This window comes from Inediibacterium massiliense (assembly GCF_001282725.1).
Lineage (GTDB): Bacteria > Bacillota > Clostridia > Peptostreptococcales > Thermotaleaceae > Anaerophilus > Anaerophilus massiliensis.
The window spans coordinates 164,605-181,626 of record NZ_LN876583.1; the positions used below are offsets into that span (position 1 = coordinate 164,605).

Sequence of the window (17,022 nt, forward strand, 5' to 3'; positions counted from 1 at the left end):
AGCAAAGTCATAAAAATAAGGAACATTTATTGAGAATTTATGAAAATATAGAATAAGTGAGAAAATGCTTAGCATTACACTGTTTGAGCATAGCGAGTTTGTAATGCTATTTTCGATCGGTTCTATATATTTTCCAAATTTGAAAATTTAGTGACGTTTTTTATGACTTTGTCTATGAAAACAGTTTTGTTAGAAAACAACTTAGTTTTCTCAAAACTGTTTTTTTGTAATGAGCAATCTTTATATATAACATTTACTTAATCATACGATCAATAGTCGTAAGAATCTCATCAATAACCTCTTCATCTCCCGCTTTAATACTTTCTACAATACAAGTACGCATATGACTCTCAAGAAGAAGTCTTCCTACTCCCTTCATAGCAGATTGAGCCGCTGCAATTTGAATCAAAATATCATTGCAATAAACTCCTTTTTCTACCATCCCCTTAATACCCCTTACTTGTCCTTCTATTCTATTCAATCTATTGATCAAAGCATTTGTTACCTCTTGCGATCGATGGCTAACTCTTTCTCCATCTACTATATGACAACAGGGCTGTTTTTTTTCCATGAATTTCCTCCTTAAAATAAAAGTCTTAGAAGAAGCTACTCTATCTAAGACTTTTCATATTTATATACTTTTTATTTCAACCACTTCATATCCTGCTTCTTCTACTGCGTTTTTCAATACTTCATCTGTAACTTCTTCACTTAATTGTATCACAGCATTTTTTCCCTGTAAATCTACTACCACTTCCTGTACTCCTTGGATTTCTTCTAAAGCATTTTTTACATGATTTACACAATGCATACAACTCATTCCTTCAATCATCATTAATTTTTTCATAATTTCTCCTCCTCTTAATTAGGTTTAAATTTTCTAAGTCTCAAAGCATTTGTTACTACAGATACGGAACTTAAAGACATGGCAGCTCCTGCAAACATAGGATTTAAAAGTGGTCCACCTAATGCATAAAATACTCCTGCTGCAAGGGGAATTCCTGCTGTATTATAAGCAAATGCCCAAAAAAGATTTTGTTTGATATTTCTTATTGTGCTTTTACTTAATTGAATTGCAGTAGATACATCTATCAAATCACTTCTCATAAGAACGATATCTGCTGACTCAATTGCAACATCTGTTCCAGATCCTATTGCAATTCCTACATCTGCTTGTGCTAAAGCTGGAGCATCATTAATTCCATCTCCTACCATAGCTACAACTCTTCCTTCATTTTGAATTTTTTTCACTTCATTTGCTTTATCTTCAGGTAAAACCTCTGCATACACTCTATCAATGCCTACTTGTTTTGCTATGGCATTTGCTGTCCTTTGATTATCTCCTGTAATCATAGCCACTTCAATTCCCATTTCATGGAGCTTTTTTATAGCTTTTTTACTACTCTCCTTGACTACATCTGCCACCGCAATAATGGCTACGAATTCATCATCTACTGCCATATACATAGGAGTCTTTCCTTCATCTGCTAATTTTATAGATATATCATTTGCTTTTTCTATCTCTATATTTTTTTGTTTCATTAATTTACTATTTCCTAATAATATATTTTTATTTTCTATTTTCACCTGGATTCCATGACCTGCTATAGCCAAAAAATCATCTAATTTTAAAATATCAATTCCCTCATTTTCAGCTTTTCTTACAATAGCTTCCCCTAGTGGATGCTCTGATCCCTTCTCTGCTGATGCTGAAAGTTTTAAAATCTCTACTTCATCTATATCTGTAAAGCTTATAACATCTGTAACTTCAGGTCTTCCTTGTGTAATGGTTCCTGTTTTATCAAATACTATTGTTTGAATTTTATGAGAAGATTCTAATGCCTCCCCACCTTTTATTAAAACTCCATTTTCTGCTCCTTTTCCAGTTCCAACCATTATGGCAGTAGGAGTGGCAAGCCCTAATGCACAAGGACAAGCAATGACTAATACAGAAATAAATATAGTAAGACAAAACACAGGATCTTTTCCAGTTACATACCAAATTAATGAAGATAATACGGCAATACAAAATACTACTGGCACAAAATAAGAAGCAACTATATCTGCTAATTTCGCAATAGGAGCTTTAGATCCTTGTGCATCTTCTACTAATTTTATAATTTGTGAAAGAGCAGTATCTTCTCCTACTTTTGTAGCTTTAAAATAAATCATTCCTTGCTTATTAATACTTCCTCCTACAACCTTGTCTCCTTTTTTCTTTTCAACAGGAATACTCTCTCCAGTAAGCATAGATTCATCAATAAAGGTATTTCCATCTACTACTTCTCCATCTACTGGAATTTTACCTCCTGGTTTTACTAAAACTATATCTCCTACCTCTACTTCTTCAATAGGAATTTCTATTTCTTTTTCGTCTCTTATAATAACAGCATTCTTAGGCGCTAATCCCATTAGTTTCTTGATTGCTTCTGAAGTTTTACCTTTACTTACACTTTCTAAATATTTTCCTAAAGAAATAAGTGCAATAATCACTCCAGCTGATTCAAAATACAGGTGATGAGCATACATCACTTCTCCATTTAATATTTTATAAGTTGCATAAAATCCATATAAAACAGCAGCTCCTGTACCCATGGCAACTAAAGAATCCATATTTGGACTTTTCCTAAATATAGCTGAAAATCCTACTGTATAAAATTTATATCCGTAAATTAAGATTGGTACAACAAGTAGTATTTGACTCATAGAAAAATTTAATGGATTTTTCATAGGATGAATAATCTCTGGAAGATAAAGTCCTATCATAGGTCCCATAGCAATATAAAGAAGCGGTATAGCAAATATAGCTGATATCATAAACCTTTTCTTTAAATTTTCTATCTCTTCTTCCTTTTTATCTTGCTCTTGTGTTTGATCTCTTTCAATATCTAGTGGAGTATACCCTGCTTTTTTGATTGCTTCCTTAATATCTGAAAGTTTGACTTGACTCGGATCATAAATAACATTCGCTTTATTTGTAGCAATGTTTACATTAGAAGATGCTATTCCTCCTAATTTGTTAATAGCACGATCCGCCGCTCTCGCACAAGCTGCGCAAGTCATACCCTCTATAGATATTACAACTTCTTTATTGGTGTTTTCTTCCTTTGCCTCGTATCCTGCTTTTTTTATTGACTCTTTTATATTTTCTATATTTAATTTTTCTTCATCATATTCTAAAGACATCTTCTCTGTAGCAAAGTTTACATTTACCTCTTTTACACCATCTAATTTTTTAACTGCTCTTTCTGAAGCTTTTGCACAAGCTGCACAACTCATGCCTTCTATTTTTAATATTTCTTTTTTCATATCACCCCTCCTTTATACCCCCCTAGGGTATATTTATTTAATTTCATATTATATGACTCACATTCTTCTGTCAAGTCTTTATTGAATTTATTATGTGTCATAATTTTACTTCCATGCATATGCTATAACTGAAGAAAGAATTTTCTATTATTATAAGGGGGAAAAAAAATGCCTATACATGAAGAATATATGAGAGAACCTAGTATGCCACCATCAGAGATGCCTGGTACGTGTCCTCCAATCGGAAGACCTATGCCACAACCTCCAATCGGGAGACCTACACCTGTACCTCCAATTGAAAGACCTGAAATGCCTATATGCCCTCCTATCGGTATGCCTGAAATGCCTGGGATGCAACCTCCTATAGGAATGCCTCCCGCTGGTATGCCTGGTATGTGCCCTCCTATAGGAATGCCTCCTGCTGGTATGCCTGGCATGTGTCCTCCTATAGGAATGCCTCCTGCTGGTATGCCTGGCATGTGCCCTCCTATAGGAATGCCTCCTGCTGGTATGCCTGGCATGTGTCCTCCTATAGGAATGCCTCCTGCTGGTATGCCTGGCATGTGCCCTTCTATGCCTGTTATGGGGGAACAAGATGTAAAAGAATTATGTTATATGGAACATATGCATGAATCCATGGCTTATATGTGTAAAGCTGAAGCATGTAGAATGCGTGCAATGCAATGTATCCATAANCCTGGCATGTGTCCTCCTATAGGAATGCCTCCTGCTGGTATGCCTGGCATGTGTCCTCCTATAGGAATGCCTCCTGCTGGTATGCCTGGCATGTGCCCTTCTATGCCTGTTATGGGGGAACAAGATGTAAAAGAATTATGTTATATGGAACATATGCATGAATCCATGGCTTATATGTGTAAAGCTGAAGCATGTAGAATGCGTGCAATGCAATGTATCCATAAAGGTTGATTTTACATTTAAAAAGATACTGCCACAAGGCAGTATCTTTCTTCTTTATAAATGTTTTTGATTTTGTACCATATCCACTGTACCCAATAATATATGAGCCAAGCCAAACCCTACAACTCCTGCAGCAATCATAGGTGCAATATCTTTTCTTTTCATAATTGTTCCTGTTAAAGTAACAGCAGAACCTAACGCAGCAGGAATTATTCCTTCTCGAATATGCACATAAACTCCTCCTTTAGTATAAAAGCTTACTATTAGGTTGCTACGATCTTATTTCTTTTATCCATGGCAATCATTGCAAAATGTCTATGATTTTTACAGACCATTGACAAACTATATTTTAGCAAAGTTATAAAATTCGGAACAATTATTGATTTTTACTCATACTTTTTAGGTATTTTCTCCAATATAATTTGTAAGGTCATTGCTTTTCCATTTCTCATAATTTTTATATGAATAGTATCTTCTGGTCTATATTGATAAAGCTTTGTTGAAAGTTCTCTCATTCCAGATATTTCTTGATTTTCTATTCCTACAATAATATCTCCACTGCGAAGATCTCCTTTATCTGCTGGAGAGTTAGGTGTAATTTCTGCTATATATACTCCTTTAGGTACAGATAAATCTGTATTCATATACTTTTCAAAAACATCTACATCTACACCTTTAATTCCTAAATAAGCCTTACTAAATTCACCTTTTTGTATAAACTGATCTACAATTGGCTTTGCCATATTAATAGGAATAGCAAAACCCAAACCTTCTCCTGATTGAATTTTTGCCGTATTGATTCCAACCACTTCTCCTTTGCTGTTTAAAAGAGGCCCTCCACTATTTCCTGGATTGATAGAAGCATCTGTTTGGATCAGATTTTCAATACTCTCTCTTTCATTGATTTGCACGCTTCTTCCTAGTCCACTAACAATACCTGATGTAACAGTTTTTTCAAATTCCATTCCTAATGGGTTTCCTATGGCAATAGCTACTTCTCCCACCTGTAAATCATCAGAATCTCCCAAATCTGCTGCAGCTAAATTGACTCCATCTACTTTTAACACTGCCAAATCTAGCATAGAATCATTCCAAATAATCTTAGCATCCTTCTTTTTTCCATTATCAAATAAAACCTTGACTTCTTGCACTTCTCCATTATTCACAACATGAGAATTTGTTAAAATATATCCATTTTTATCCACAATTACCCCAGTTCCTAATCCTTGTGATACTTTTCTTCCAAAGAAAAAATCTTCTTCAACACTTTGAGTTGTGATTCCCACTACAGAAGACATGGCTTTTTTTGCAACTGCTGATACTAAAAATTGTGTATTTTTACCATCCACTTGAATCACTTGCTTCTTATTTTGTCCAAAATAATTATCAGGATAAGGAAGAATATGACCAAATATATAAACAGGCATAATATAACTTGCAATCACTCCCCCTAATAAAGTTGAAATCAAAATGATACAAATCATCCACAGTCCTTTTTTTCTTCGAGGCTTTTTCTCTTCTTCTACAGAATATACTACTGGAACATCAATGATCTCTATTTTTTCATTTTCCATTTTTATCCCTTCTTTCTGTTGATACTTTTATTAAAACAAAAAGTTATGAACAGAATATGAACAATTTATGAACAACTTATTCTTTGAAAATAGAAATAGAAAAAGTAAAAATCGTCCCTCTCCCCAGTTGACTTTCTAATATTATTTTCTCTTTATGTCTATCTATTATTTTTTTTACAATATACAAACCAAGTCCTGTTCCTTCTTTATTCCGATCTCTAGATTTATCAATTTTATAAAATCTATCCCAAATCTTATTTTGCTCCTCTTTTGCGATTCCTACTCCTTCGTCTTCTATCTTTACCCAAACCTTATGTTCCTCTTCATAGGTATAAATCATAAGCGTTTTATTCTCTTGCATAAATTTCATAGCATTATCTAAAAGATTTACAAGTACTTGTTCATAAGCATCTTTATCTGCCCAAACAAGGGGAAGCTTTTCTTTTAAATGAAGATCTATATGGATTCTTTTTCTCTCAATCGTCTCTTCATATTTTAATAAAGTTCTTACAATCAGTTCATTGACATGAAATTTTTGTGGATAAATAGGATATTGATCGGACTCCATTTTTTGAATATCTAATAAATTGGTAATAAATTTAGTAAGTCTCTTGGTTTCTCCTAATATAATATCTAAATATTTTTTTTGTTCTTCTTTTTTTATGGTTTCATCTGCCATTCCCTGTACAAACCCCTGAATCAATGTAAGAGGAGACCTCAGCTCATGAGCAACAGCAGATATAAAACTTCTCCTATGATCTTCAATTCTTTCTAATTGCTGTGCCATATCATTAAAAGTTTTTGTAACCTTTCCAATATCATCTTTTTCATCTATCACCTCTACTCTTTGACTAAAATCCCCTTTTGCAATTTTTTGAGCTGCTTGTCCCATTTGTCTTAAAGGATCTGAAAGCTTCTTAGCTACTATATAAAGAATCACAAAAGAAATACAAAGTGATATGGTCATAGCCTGCCAAATAATTTTGTGAACCTCTTGAATCACCTTTGTAATTTCATAAAGAGGTGAATGCATGACAATGGCATTATCTACACTTCCATTAATGAAAATAGGTACTCCTACTGTTACCATAGGAGCTTGTCCTACTCCTTCATAAATTCCTTTTTTGACAATAATTTTTCCTTTAAATACTTCTAAAATATCTTTCGTAGTAATCTGCTTTCCAATCCATTTCTTTTCATCGCTAGATACTCCATAAATAATACCTCTTTGATCAATCACCCAAATTCTTGTATTTAAAAATCTCTCTACAGACTGAAGCTCTATATTTAATCTTTCTTTTGTAATATCTCTATTTAAGTAATCAATCACTAATTCATTAATCTTTTCTCCTTCTTGTAAAAGTAATTTTTCATGTCTATTGAAAAAATAATTTTCAAAGAGCTGAGAAGCTAAAAGACCTAGTATCAAAAAAGTAATAACAATAATAATCAAATAAGTAGCAAACAACTTTTTAAATACCGTATCAAGCATCCTTTTTCACCTCAAACTTATACCCTACTCCCCATACCGTTTGAATATTGTAGTAATTTTTTAAAACCTCTAGCTTCTCTCTTATTCTTTTAATATGAACATCTATCGTTCTAACATCTCCCTCAAAGTCCAATCCCCAAATATTTTCAATGAGTTGTTCCCTTGTGAATACTATATTTTGATTTTTCGCTAAAAAATACAAAAGCTCCATTTCCTTAGGAGGCAATGTAATCATTTGATCATCTATCTTTACCCTATAAAGATCCATATCTATAGATAAATGAGGAAGAACAATATTTCTTGTGCAAAAAGATTGTCCACCTGCTCTTCTTAAAACAGCTTCTACTCTTGCCATCAACTCCCTTGGTTCAAAGGGCTTTACCATATAATCATCTGCTCCTAATTTGAGTCCCAAAACTTTATCAAAAGTATCACCCTTTGCTGTAAGCATAATGATAGGTACATTACTTATTTTTTTTATTTCTCTACATACATCCCATCCATCTATCTTAGGAAGCATAATATCTAAAATTACAAAACTTGGAGTTTCCTCTTTAAATTTTTCTATGGCACTTACTCCATCATATGCTGCACACACTTCATATCCTTCTTTTTTTAAATACATTTCAATCAATTCACAAATATATATATCATCATCTACAATCAGTATTTTTCTTTTGTTCATATCCATCGCCTCCTCTTTTTTATTATACCAAAAAAGGCCTTATACAGGCCTTATACATTAGCTTGTTCCGTTGGAATACAAATAAGTCTTCCTGGAGCAAATTCACTAGGAATCATATTAGGATTGGCTTTTAACAATTCATTAGCGCCCACTACAAATTTTTCTGCTACAGAGGATAAGCTTTCTCCTGGTTGAATGATATATATTTTATCTTCTGGACAAGTTAGAGAAGGTTTCGACTCTGGAATACATATTTGTTGCCCTACCATTAAATGATCTACATCTAAACTTGGATTTGACTTTTTAAGTAATTCATATGAAATATCAAATTTAGTAGCGATGGTAAAGAAAGTATCACCTTCTTCGATTGTATATACTTTTCCATTTGGACATACTACAGTCTGTTTAGGAATACAAATCACTTGCCCCACCATCAAATTATAAGGATTTAAAAATGGGTTAAATCTTATAATTTCATTTACAGAAACATTGTACTCCTTTGCAATTTTATATAAAGTATCTCCATATTTTATCGTGTAATAGTTCCCCGTTGGACAAGGTATAGTAGACATCATTGGTACGCAAAGTCCATCTCCCACTTGAAGTTTATCTGGATTTTTCAATCCATTTAAAAAAACAAGGTATTCCACTGTAGTATTATATTCTTTTGCAATTTTATATAAGCTGTCTCCTGGCTTTACAACATAACTCACAGTTCCCATCGGGCAATGCCTATACATAAACAATATCCCCCTTTTATTTAAACTTATTACATCTTATGCAATCACTACTAAAATAGTTTCAATGAACTTGTTTGTATGTTACACTTATATAAGAATATATGGATAAGGAGATGATTTTATGAGTGAAAACTATAAGTTTCATCAAAATAGTAAGTGTGAGTATTTTCCCTGTCATAAGGTAAAAGACAAGGAAAACTTTAATTGTCTTTTTTGTTTTTGCCCTTTATATATGTTAAAAGATAAATGTGGAGGAAATTTCATTTATTCAAATGGTGTAAAAGATTGTAGCAATTGCCTGATTCCTCATGGAAAAGGAGCATATGATTATATCATGTCTAAAATGAGTGAAGTCATTCGTATTGGTAGCGAAAGAGAACAGGAGTAAATACAGTGAAAGTTATTAATATCTATACAGATGGAGCCTGTTCTGGTAACCAAAATGAAAATAATATTGGAGGATGGGGAGCTATTTTAGAATATAAAGAGCACCAAAAAACTCTTTATGGTGGAGAAAAAAACACTACAAACAATCGTATGGAAATGAAAGCCCTACTTGAAGCTTTAAAAATTCTAAAAGCAGCCCACCTAACTGTTAATGTATTTTCAGATAGCTCTTATTTAATAGAATGCTTTACAAAAAAATGGTATGTGAAATGGATGCAAAACGGTTGGATGACTTCTAATAAAAAACCTGTAGAAAATAAAGATCTTTGGGAGAGTCTTTTAGAACAAATCAAAAGACAAGATCAAATAAATTTTTATAGAGTAAAAGGTCATTTAAATCCTAATCAAACTTCACAAATGCAGAAATGGTATGAAAAATTTCTTCTATGGAATGGAAATCAATTTAGTATGGAGGATTTTTTATACATTACCAATATGAATATACAAGCTGACTCATTAGCCAACAAAGGAATTTCTTTATTTAAAATAGATACTCCCTTAAAAAACTCACTTTAGTGAGTTTTTTTTCTGAAAAACTACATTGTGAGCAGATTTAGTCAGCATTCCTCAACATCTCTGCCATAAATAAAATAATATTCAAAAAATATTTACAAATTTTAGAATATATAGTATCATATATCTAGTAGATCTTTAAAAAAAATGTTTGAACTTGTACTATATTTGGTATTCTACATTCGTTAAAGGGGAAGCGATGGGGATATGAGAAAAACAAAGGAAATCAAAAGGGAAATTGAAGATTTAAGGAATCATTTGTATTATTTAATTGGTCAAAAGAAAAATCTCATTACACCAGAAGTCGTAATAGTCAGCCAAAAACTTGATCGGGTACTCAACGAATACGATATTACTATTAAAAAACAGATAGCATAGCTATCTGTTTTTTAAATGGTTTGAATAATCTCTAATACCAGTTTTGAACTTTTTACCAAATCCTCTATTTTTAAATGTTCCTCTAAAGTATGAGGTTTTCTTTCTCCTATTCCTAGGTTCACTGCCTTTAATCCATTTCCATTAAATATATTTGTATCACTGCCTCCACCTGAGCTTTGAATAGAAGGATGGATTCCAAGATTTTGGCAAGCCTTTTTTACAATATTAACAATTTCATCATTTTCATCTATTTTAAAAGCACTATACATTCTCTTAGCCTCTACTTCTGCCTTTGCACCATATTCCTTTGCTGCTTTTTTAAAACAATCTACCATATGAGCTGTTTGTTTGTCTAACTTTTCATTATTTAAACTTCTCGCTTCTGCTTGAATTACTACTTCAGGACATACAATGTTTGTTGCTTTTCCACCTTCTATACTTCCTATATTTGCAGTAGTTTCTTCATCAATTCTTAAAAGCTTCATCATACTAATGGCTTTTGAAGCAACCTCTATGGCACTAATTCCTTCTTCTGGAGCTACTCCTGCATGTGCTGATTTTCCAATGATTTTTGCATGAATTTTATCTTGTGCAGGTCCTTTTACAATAATTTCTCCTGGTTCTCCGCCACTATCTAGTATGAATGCTTTCTTTGCTTGTATCTTTGTATAATCTAAATTCTTTGCTCCAAATAATCCTCCTTCTTCAAAAATACTAAATACTACTTCAATAGGACCATGCTCTATATTTTTTTCTTTTACAACTTTTAAAGCTTCTATTACAGCTGCAATTCCAGCTTTATCATCTCCACCTAATATAGTTGTTCCATCACTATAGATGACTCCATCCTTTATAATGGGTTTAATTCCTACACTAGGATCTACTGTATCCATATGACAACTAAATAAAATAGGTTCTACCTCTTTATTTCCTTCTAGCCTTGCAATCACATTTCCTGTATCTGATCCCGTCTTTTCTCCTGCATCATCTATATGTACTGAAAATCCTAAAGCTTCTAATTCTTTAGTAATAAATTTTGCAAAATTTCCTTCTTTTCTTGTTGGACTATCAATTTGTACATACTCTAAAAAAGCATTTACAATTCTTTCCTCATTGATCATTTGATTTCCCCCATTTCTTTTTTCTATATTATTGTATTCTATTCTTTTTTATAATATCCTTTTTATACATAAAAGGCACCCTAAGGTGCCTTTTCACTTACATTGTTAAATGAATAAATGCATCTGGTCCAATAGGCCATCCTGCTGCATACCAACCGATCATTAGTATTGTCCATCCAATTAAAAATACAATAGAATATGGAAGCATTGTAGAAATTAAAGTACCAATTCCCGTATCCTTATCATATTTTTGAGCAAATACTACGATTAATGCAAAATAAGACATTAAAGGTGTAATAATATTTGTACATGAATCTCCTATACGATATGCAAGCTGTGTAAATTCTGGTGTAAATCCTAATTGATACATCATTGGGATAAATACAGGAGCCATAATTCCCCATTTAGCAGATGCTGATCCAATAAATAAATTAATAAATCCTGCAACTATAATAAATGAAAGTACTAATGGAAGTCCTGTAAATCCTATAGTTTTTAAGAATTTTGCACCACTTACAGCTAAAATAATTCCTAAATTTGTGTATGAGAAATAATTAATAAATTGAGCAGCAAAGAAACATAATACTAGATAGCCACCCATTCCTCCCATAGCTTTACTCATGTGTTTGATTACATCTTTATCATTTTTAATAGCTCCTACTACGATTCCATAAACAAGTCCTGGAACTAAGAAGAAAAACATAATTGTTGGAACCAAACCATCATGAATAAAAGTATCTAATGTTCCATCTACTCTTAATACTGCATTTTCAGGTACCATTAAAAGTAACATAACTCCAATAAATGCTAATATAGAAAGTCCTGCTGCTATCAATCCTTTTCTTTCTTGTTTTGTTACTTCCATAGAATGATCTTCTTCATGAACTCCTTTGTATTCACCAAGTCTTGGCTCTACTATTTTTTCAGTTACCCATGTACCTAAAATAGTAATTAAAAATGTAGAAGCCGCCATAAAGTAATAATTAGAAGTTGGTAATATAGTTAAATTAATTCCACCTGCTTTTAAAGCCTCATTTGTAATTCCTGTTAATAATGGATCTAGCGTTCCTAATAAAAGATTTGCCGAGAATCCACCAGACACCCCTGCAAAAGCCGCTGCCATACCTGCTAATGGATGACGTTTAAATCCTAAAAATACAATGGCACCTAATGGAACCAATACAATATACCCTGCATCGGATGCAATATTTGACATAACTCCTGCAAATACTAAAACAGCAGTTATCAATTTTTTTGGTGTACTAAGCACCAATTTCTTAAGTGCAGCATTAATCATTCCTGTTCCCTCTGCAATACCCACCCCAAGCATAGCTACTAAAACTGTTCCTAACGGACTAAATCCAGTAAAGTTTCCAGTAGCTGTATTAAACATAAATCTTAATCCCTCAGCATTAAATAAAGATACTGCTTGAACTGTTTTGTCTGCTTTCGCTTTCGCATCGTAAAAATTAACTGTAAGTCCTTTAGTTGCAGCAATTTCTGAAATAATAACTACAATCACTGATAATAGTAAAAATATAATTGCTGGATGAGGTAACTTATTTCCTACTACTTCAACTCCATTTAAAAATTTGTTAAAAATACCATTCTTTTTTGGTTCATATGCTTTTGATAAATTTGACAATATAATTCCTCCTTCTTTTAAATTTTTATCAAGATTCACTATTCTGACAATTCTGTTTTTGGGGTGGTATTCAGATTGAAAAGAAAAACATAGATTTTAGTGCTAAGATGTGTATAAATATTGCATCTGTATTGATTATAGGTATAATTTATATTATCACATTTTTTGATTTTTATTTTTTAAGTTTTTGTAATGATTTTCCCGTAAATATTTCAAAAACTTAACTTTTTCATTTTCTTATTTTGGATTCTACCTATGATATCTGGCAAAATATTCATTCCAGAATTTTCATTCATTTACATATTTATTTTTATATTATTCCTTTGATAGATTTTGTACGAAAATATATTCTTTAGAATATATTATATAAAAGAGGGGGTTTAAGAAATGTCCACATACATTCACAAGAGAGATCATCTTTTATTCTTTTTTCTATGCATCATCCTTTTACTCAAAGATACTCCTTATTGCCATACTCATCCAACTACCTTTATGTTATTTTTTCTAAATTTAGTTGTACTCATGAACATATTTTATCTAAAATAAAGGTGGGAATATCTCCCACCTTTACTTGTTTTATGACTTTTTTTCTCTTTTTATTAATACACTTGCAACAATTGCAGTTAATGGAATAGTAAGCACTAGCCCTATACTCCCTGCAAGAGATCTCACAACTTCTGTAGCAATAATATCTAAATTTAGGATCTTAACTATAGATGTCTCATATGCCATAAACAAAAGCAACAAGGGAATGGAGCTTCCTGTATAAGCTAAAATAAGTGTATTGGTCATAGTTCCCATAACATCTGTTCCTACATTCATACCTGCACGAAACAATTCCTTTGTACTCATAGAAGGATTTGCCTTGTGAATTTCTTCTATAGAAGAGGAAATAGACATACCAATATCCATAACCGCACCTAATGCTCCCATAATCATTCCAGAAAACAATAAATCTTTAAAATCAAAATTAATCTTTTGTGGAATAAATAACAGCATATTTGCCTCTTCACTACTCATTCCTGTCAGCTTTACTTGACTTCCTATATAATAGGCAATGATTCCTGCAATAATAACTCCTCCACTGGTTCCTATAATTCCTGCAATACTTTTACTATTTACTCCTGCTATAATGACCATAGTCAATATGGTAATTCCAATAGATATGAAAATAGTAATAGGAATCGGATTTACTCCTTTTAAAATCATAGGAAGAAGTACTTTCAGAATTGCTAAAATGGTTAGCGTAAGAGTAATTACAGCTTTTATGCCCTTTTTTCTTCCTATTAATATAATAAGTAAAATAAAAATGATATATAAATAAATAATATAATGTTGTCTCATATACTCTGTAATAACTATATTCACATGATTATTTTCTTCCTCTACATCTATAATTACTTTATCTCCTACCTTTACAGGAATAGCAAAAGTAGAATTATCAGGAATGCTATGGTCAATTTCATAAATTTTCCCCTTATATTTTCCACTCATTACTTTTAATTTTACATATTGATATGCTTCCGTATATCCTTCTGATATTTTTACTTTTTGTATCTTACTACAATCTAAAATTACTGCATTCTCTGTAGAACTAGGAATTTCTTCATTGACATCTTGGGCATATATAAATTGAAAAGATAATATACAAATCATTAAAGCTAATAATATTTTCTTCATTAGTTTCCTCCATTTAAAGCTTTTTTTCCTAGTATACCATTTTTTCTATATAAAAACAAAAACTCCTAAGCTTTAGGAGTTTCAGACTAAAGACAAACTATTTTTTAGCAAAGTCATAAAAATTAGGAACATTTATTGAGAATTTGTGAAAATATAGAAACAATGAGAAAATGCTTAGCATTACACTGTTTGAGCATAGCGAGTTTGTAATGCTATTTTCGAAGGTTTCTATATATTTCCCAAATTTAAAAGTCAGTGACGTTTTTTTATGCCTTTGTCTAAAAACAAAAACTCCTAATTTCTAGGAGTTTCATGTTTTGAAGAACATTGGTGGTTGCTACACCCGCTACAACCACTGCAGCCTCCACCTGTTACTTCTCTTTTGATGCTTTTTATAAGGCAATAAATTCCAAGACCTATAATAGGGATTCCTATGATCCATGTCATATAATCATCTCCTTAAAATCCTAAAAGGATTCCCACTTGATATATAATAAACGATACAATCCATGCAATCAATGTAGTATAAACAATTGAAAATCCAGTCCATTTCCAAGAGTTTGTTTCTTTTTTAATTACTCCAATTACAGCTACGCAAGGAAGATACAATAAAGAGAATACCATAAAAGATATCGCACTCATACTTGTAAAGCCTGCAGCTTTTAGTGCTCCTGCCATACCCATAACATCTCCATCCATAGCTGCTTCTCCTACTGCTTCTCCAAGTCCATAAATTACTGCCATACTACTTACTACTACTTCTTTTGCTAATAACCCTGTAATTAAAGATATTCCAGCTTGCCACGATCCAAACCCTAATGGTTTAAAAAAAGGTGCCATGAATTGTCCAATACTAGCTCCTATACTTTGTTCCATGTCTACCATTCCTGTAAAATTAAATCCTAAAATAAACCAGATTAATATTGAAGCTGAGAAAATAACTGTACCTGCACGAAGAAGATATCCTTTTACCTTTTCTAATACGCTAATTCCTGTTCCTTTTAAGGTTGGGAATCTATATGGAGGAAGTTCCATTACAAAAGGAGTTTGTTCTCCTTTAAATATAGTCTTTTTAAATAATAATGCAGAGAAAATTGCAACAATAATTCCAAGCACATACAAAGCAAATACAATGGTACTTGTATGTTTAGGAAAGAAGATTCCAGCAAATAATATATAAATAGGTGCTCTTGCTCCACAAGACATAAAAGGTACGACCAATATAGATGCTAATCTATCTTTTTCATCTTCTAAGGTTCTTGTTCCCATTACTGCTGGAACTGAGCATCCAAATCCTATAAGCATAGGGATAAATGCTTTTCCACTCAAACCTATTTTTCTCATGGCTCTATCCATGATAAATGCAACTCTTGCCATATATCCACTATCTTCTAATATACAAATGGCAATAAATAAAAATGCAATTTGTGGTAAGAATGTGAGTACTGCTCCTACTCCACCTATAATTCCATCTACAACTAAAGAAATTAACCACGGTGCACTCCCTGCTGCTTCTAATGAAGCTCCTGCTGCTTCTCCTAATGCTCCAAAACTTCCATCAATCATATCCAAAAATATTTCTCCAACGTTAATAGAGAACCAAAAAACAAAATACATAAGTCCTGCAAATATAGGAAGTCCTAGCCATTTATTTGTAATCACTTTATCAATTTTATCAGAAGTGGTAAGATCTGTATCTTTAGGTTTTTTAATGCATTTTCCAATGATACTTGAAACATATTGATACCTTTGATCTGCAATTAAACTTTCATAATCATCTAAAAGTTCATTACCTGTTACAGCTAGTTCTTCTTGTGTTGAAACACTTGGCTTTAATTTTAATAAATCTAAAATCACTTCATCTTCTTCAATAACTTTTAAAGCTAGCCATCTTAGGTCATATTTAGAAATATTTATCTTTGCTTTTAGCATTTTTATTGTTTCTTCAATTTTATTTTCTAGATCTTTTCCATAGTCTACTTGATTTGGACTATACTTTATATTTTTAAGTGCAATAGCTACTGCTTTATCTAAAAGCTCTTTAAGTCCCTTCTTCTGTGTTGCTACAATAGGTACAACGGGTACTCCTAAACTTTCTGATAATTTTTCTATATTGATCTTATATCCTCTTTTCTCAGCCATATCCATCATATTAAGAGCTACTACTACAGGTTTTCCAAGCTCTATAAGCTGCATAGAAAGATATAAGTTTCTTTCTATGTTAGATGCATCCACAATGTTTATTACTACATCTGGACTTTCATCTACAATATAGTTTCTGGCAATCATTTCTTCTAATGAATAGGGAGATAAACTATATGTTCCAGGTAAGTCTACTGCAATCATATTATGATCTTTATGCTTTAGCTTTCCTTCTTTTTTCTCAACTGTAACCCCAGGCCAGTTTCCAACTGAATGCCTAGCTCCCGTCAAAGCATTAAATAACGTGGTCTTTCCACTATTAGGGTTTCCCGCTAAGGCAATAGTAATATTTTGGGCCATCCTTATCACTCCTTAACT

At 32.2% G+C, this 17,022-nt stretch carries 16 protein-coding genes; 3 read left to right on the top strand and 13 right to left on the bottom strand.

Annotated elements, in window-relative coordinates; genetic code table 11:
- Positions 1 to 253: 253 nt before the first annotated feature.
- From BN2409_RS01120 to BN2409_RS01160, 8 genes are all read right to left on the bottom strand, one after another.
- Positions 254 to 571 carry a metal-sensing transcriptional repressor gene (locus BN2409_RS01120; protein ID WP_053954822.1) on the bottom strand — a complete coding sequence of 106 codons (318 nt, stop codon included), beginning with the start codon at positions 569 to 571 and terminating at the stop codon, positions 254 to 256.
- Between the two features lie 60 nt (positions 572 to 631).
- Positions 632 to 847, bottom strand: a complete 216-nt coding sequence (locus tag BN2409_RS01125; protein WP_053954823.1) for a heavy-metal-associated domain-containing protein — start codon at positions 845 to 847, stop codon at positions 632 to 634.
- 14 nt (positions 848 to 861) lie between these two features.
- Positions 862 to 3,309: a heavy metal translocating P-type ATPase gene (locus tag BN2409_RS01130; RefSeq protein WP_053954824.1), complete on the bottom strand. Its 2,448-nt coding sequence runs from the start codon at positions 3,307 to 3,309 to the stop codon at positions 862 to 864.
- A gap of 972 nt (positions 3,310 to 4,281) precedes the next feature.
- Complete coding sequence (locus BN2409_RS01140; RefSeq protein WP_053954826.1) at positions 4,282 to 4,458, bottom strand: hypothetical protein; 177 nt, start codon at positions 4,456 to 4,458, stop codon at positions 4,282 to 4,284.
- A 155-nt stretch (positions 4,459 to 4,613) separates the two neighbouring features.
- Positions 4,614 to 5,801: a serine protease HtrA gene (gene htrA, locus BN2409_RS01145; RefSeq protein ID WP_110942871.1), complete on the bottom strand. Its 1,188-nt coding sequence runs from the start codon at positions 5,799 to 5,801 to the stop codon at positions 4,614 to 4,616.
- A 76-nt stretch (positions 5,802 to 5,877) separates the two neighbouring features.
- Positions 5,878 to 7,293, bottom strand: a complete 1,416-nt coding sequence (locus BN2409_RS01150) for a sensor histidine kinase (RefSeq protein WP_053954827.1) — start codon at positions 7,291 to 7,293, stop codon at positions 5,878 to 5,880.
- Entirely contained in the window at positions 7,286 to 7,978 is a 693-nt protein-coding gene (locus tag BN2409_RS01155) for a response regulator transcription factor (protein WP_278320164.1), read from the bottom strand. Before BN2409_RS01155 ends, BN2409_RS01150 begins: the two co-directional genes overlap by 8 nt.
- Positions 7,979 to 8,028: 50 nt before the next feature.
- Positions 8,029 to 8,718 (bottom strand): muramidase family protein, encoded by a 690-nt coding sequence (locus tag BN2409_RS01160; protein ID WP_110942872.1) that lies wholly within the window; start codon positions 8,716 to 8,718, stop codon positions 8,029 to 8,031.
- Positions 8,719 to 8,839: 121 nt separating this feature from the next.
- Here BN2409_RS01160 and BN2409_RS01165 point away from each other — a divergent pair, with 121 nt between their 5' ends.
- The 3 genes from BN2409_RS01165 to BN2409_RS16660 all read left to right on the top strand — a co-directional run bounded on the left by BN2409_RS01165 (position 8,840) and on the right by BN2409_RS16660 (position 10,056).
- Positions 8,840 to 9,106: a cysteine-rich small domain-containing protein gene (locus BN2409_RS01165; protein ID WP_053954830.1), complete on the top strand. Its 267-nt coding sequence runs from the start codon at positions 8,840 to 8,842 to the stop codon at positions 9,104 to 9,106.
- Between the two features lie 5 nt (positions 9,107 to 9,111).
- The gene (locus tag BN2409_RS01170; protein ID WP_110942873.1) at positions 9,112 to 9,681 is read left to right on the top strand and encodes an RNase H family protein; all 570 of its coding nucleotides are present in this window, start codon (positions 9,112 to 9,114) and stop codon (positions 9,679 to 9,681) included.
- A gap of 204 nt (positions 9,682 to 9,885) precedes the next feature.
- A complete protein-coding gene (locus BN2409_RS16660) occupies positions 9,886 to 10,056 on the top strand; it encodes an aspartyl-phosphate phosphatase Spo0E family protein (RefSeq protein ID WP_110942874.1) in 171 nt (56 codons plus the stop codon).
- 11 nt (positions 10,057 to 10,067) lie between these two features.
- Here BN2409_RS16660 and BN2409_RS01175 read toward each other — a convergent pair whose 3' ends face one another.
- The 5 genes from BN2409_RS01175 to feoB form a co-directional block, all read right to left on the bottom strand.
- Positions 10,068 to 11,177 carry a M20/M25/M40 family metallo-hydrolase gene (locus BN2409_RS01175; RefSeq protein ID WP_053954831.1) on the bottom strand — a complete coding sequence of 370 codons (1,110 nt, stop codon included), beginning with the start codon at positions 11,175 to 11,177 and terminating at the stop codon, positions 10,068 to 10,070.
- Between the two features lie 97 nt (positions 11,178 to 11,274).
- Positions 11,275 to 12,822: an AbgT family transporter gene (locus BN2409_RS01180; protein WP_053954832.1), complete on the bottom strand. Its 1,548-nt coding sequence runs from the start codon at positions 12,820 to 12,822 to the stop codon at positions 11,275 to 11,277.
- A 576-nt stretch (positions 12,823 to 13,398) separates the two neighbouring features.
- The gene (locus BN2409_RS01185; protein ID WP_053954833.1) at positions 13,399 to 14,502 is read right to left on the bottom strand and encodes a YibE/F family protein; all 1,104 of its coding nucleotides are present in this window, start codon (positions 14,500 to 14,502) and stop codon (positions 13,399 to 13,401) included.
- A gap of 294 nt (positions 14,503 to 14,796) precedes the next feature.
- Positions 14,797 to 14,949, bottom strand: coding sequence for a FeoB-associated Cys-rich membrane protein (locus BN2409_RS16665; RefSeq protein ID WP_110942875.1), 153 nt, complete (start codon positions 14,947 to 14,949; stop codon positions 14,797 to 14,799).
- Positions 14,950 to 14,961: 12 nt separating this feature from the next.
- The gene (feoB, locus tag BN2409_RS01190) at positions 14,962 to 17,004 is read right to left on the bottom strand and encodes a ferrous iron transport protein B (protein WP_053954834.1); all 2,043 of its coding nucleotides are present in this window, start codon (positions 17,002 to 17,004) and stop codon (positions 14,962 to 14,964) included.
- Between the last annotated feature and the right edge of the window lie 18 nt (positions 17,005 to 17,022).

Bases quoted from the DNA above. Each gene is read 5' to 3' on its own strand.
- feoB (WP_053954834.1), bottom strand. From the start codon at position 17,004: ATGGCCCAAAATATTACTATTGCCTTAGCGGGAAACCCTAATAGTGGA.
- BN2409_RS16660 (WP_110942874.1), top strand. From the start codon at position 9,886: ATGAGAAAAACAAAGGAAATCAAAAGGGAAATTGAAGATTTAAGGAAT.
- BN2409_RS01125 (WP_053954823.1), bottom strand. From the start codon at position 847: ATGAAAAAATTAATGATGATTGAAGGAATGAGTTGTATGCATTGTGTA.
- BN2409_RS01185 (WP_053954833.1), bottom strand. From the start codon at position 14,502: ATGAAGAAAATATTATTAGCTTTAATGATTTGTATATTATCTTTTCAA.
- BN2409_RS16665 (WP_110942875.1), bottom strand. From the start codon at position 14,949: ATGACATGGATCATAGGAATCCCTATTATAGGTCTTGGAATTTATTGC.
- BN2409_RS01175 (WP_053954831.1), bottom strand. From the start codon at position 11,177: ATGATCAATGAGGAAAGAATTGTAAATGCTTTTTTAGAGTATGTACAA.
- BN2409_RS01150 (WP_053954827.1), bottom strand. From the start codon at position 7,293: ATGCTTGATACGGTATTTAAAAAGTTGTTTGCTACTTATTTGATTATT.
- BN2409_RS01155 (WP_278320164.1), bottom strand. From the start codon at position 7,978: ATGAACAAAAGAAAAATACTGATTGTAGATGATGATATATATATTTGT.
- BN2409_RS01165 (WP_053954830.1), top strand. From the start codon at position 8,840: ATGAGTGAAAACTATAAGTTTCATCAAAATAGTAAGTGTGAGTATTTT.
- htrA (WP_110942871.1), bottom strand. From the start codon at position 5,801: ATGGAAAATGAAAAAATAGAGATCATTGATGTTCCAGTAGTATATTCT.
- BN2409_RS01130 (WP_053954824.1), bottom strand. From the start codon at position 3,309: ATGAAAAAAGAAATATTAAAAATAGAAGGCATGAGTTGTGCAGCTTGT.
- BN2409_RS01120 (WP_053954822.1), bottom strand. From the start codon at position 571: ATGGAAAAAAAACAGCCCTGTTGTCATATAGTAGATGGAGAAAGAGTT.
- BN2409_RS01160 (WP_110942872.1), bottom strand. From the start codon at position 8,718: ATGTATAGGCATTGCCCGATGGGAACTGTGAGTTATGTTGTAAAGCCA.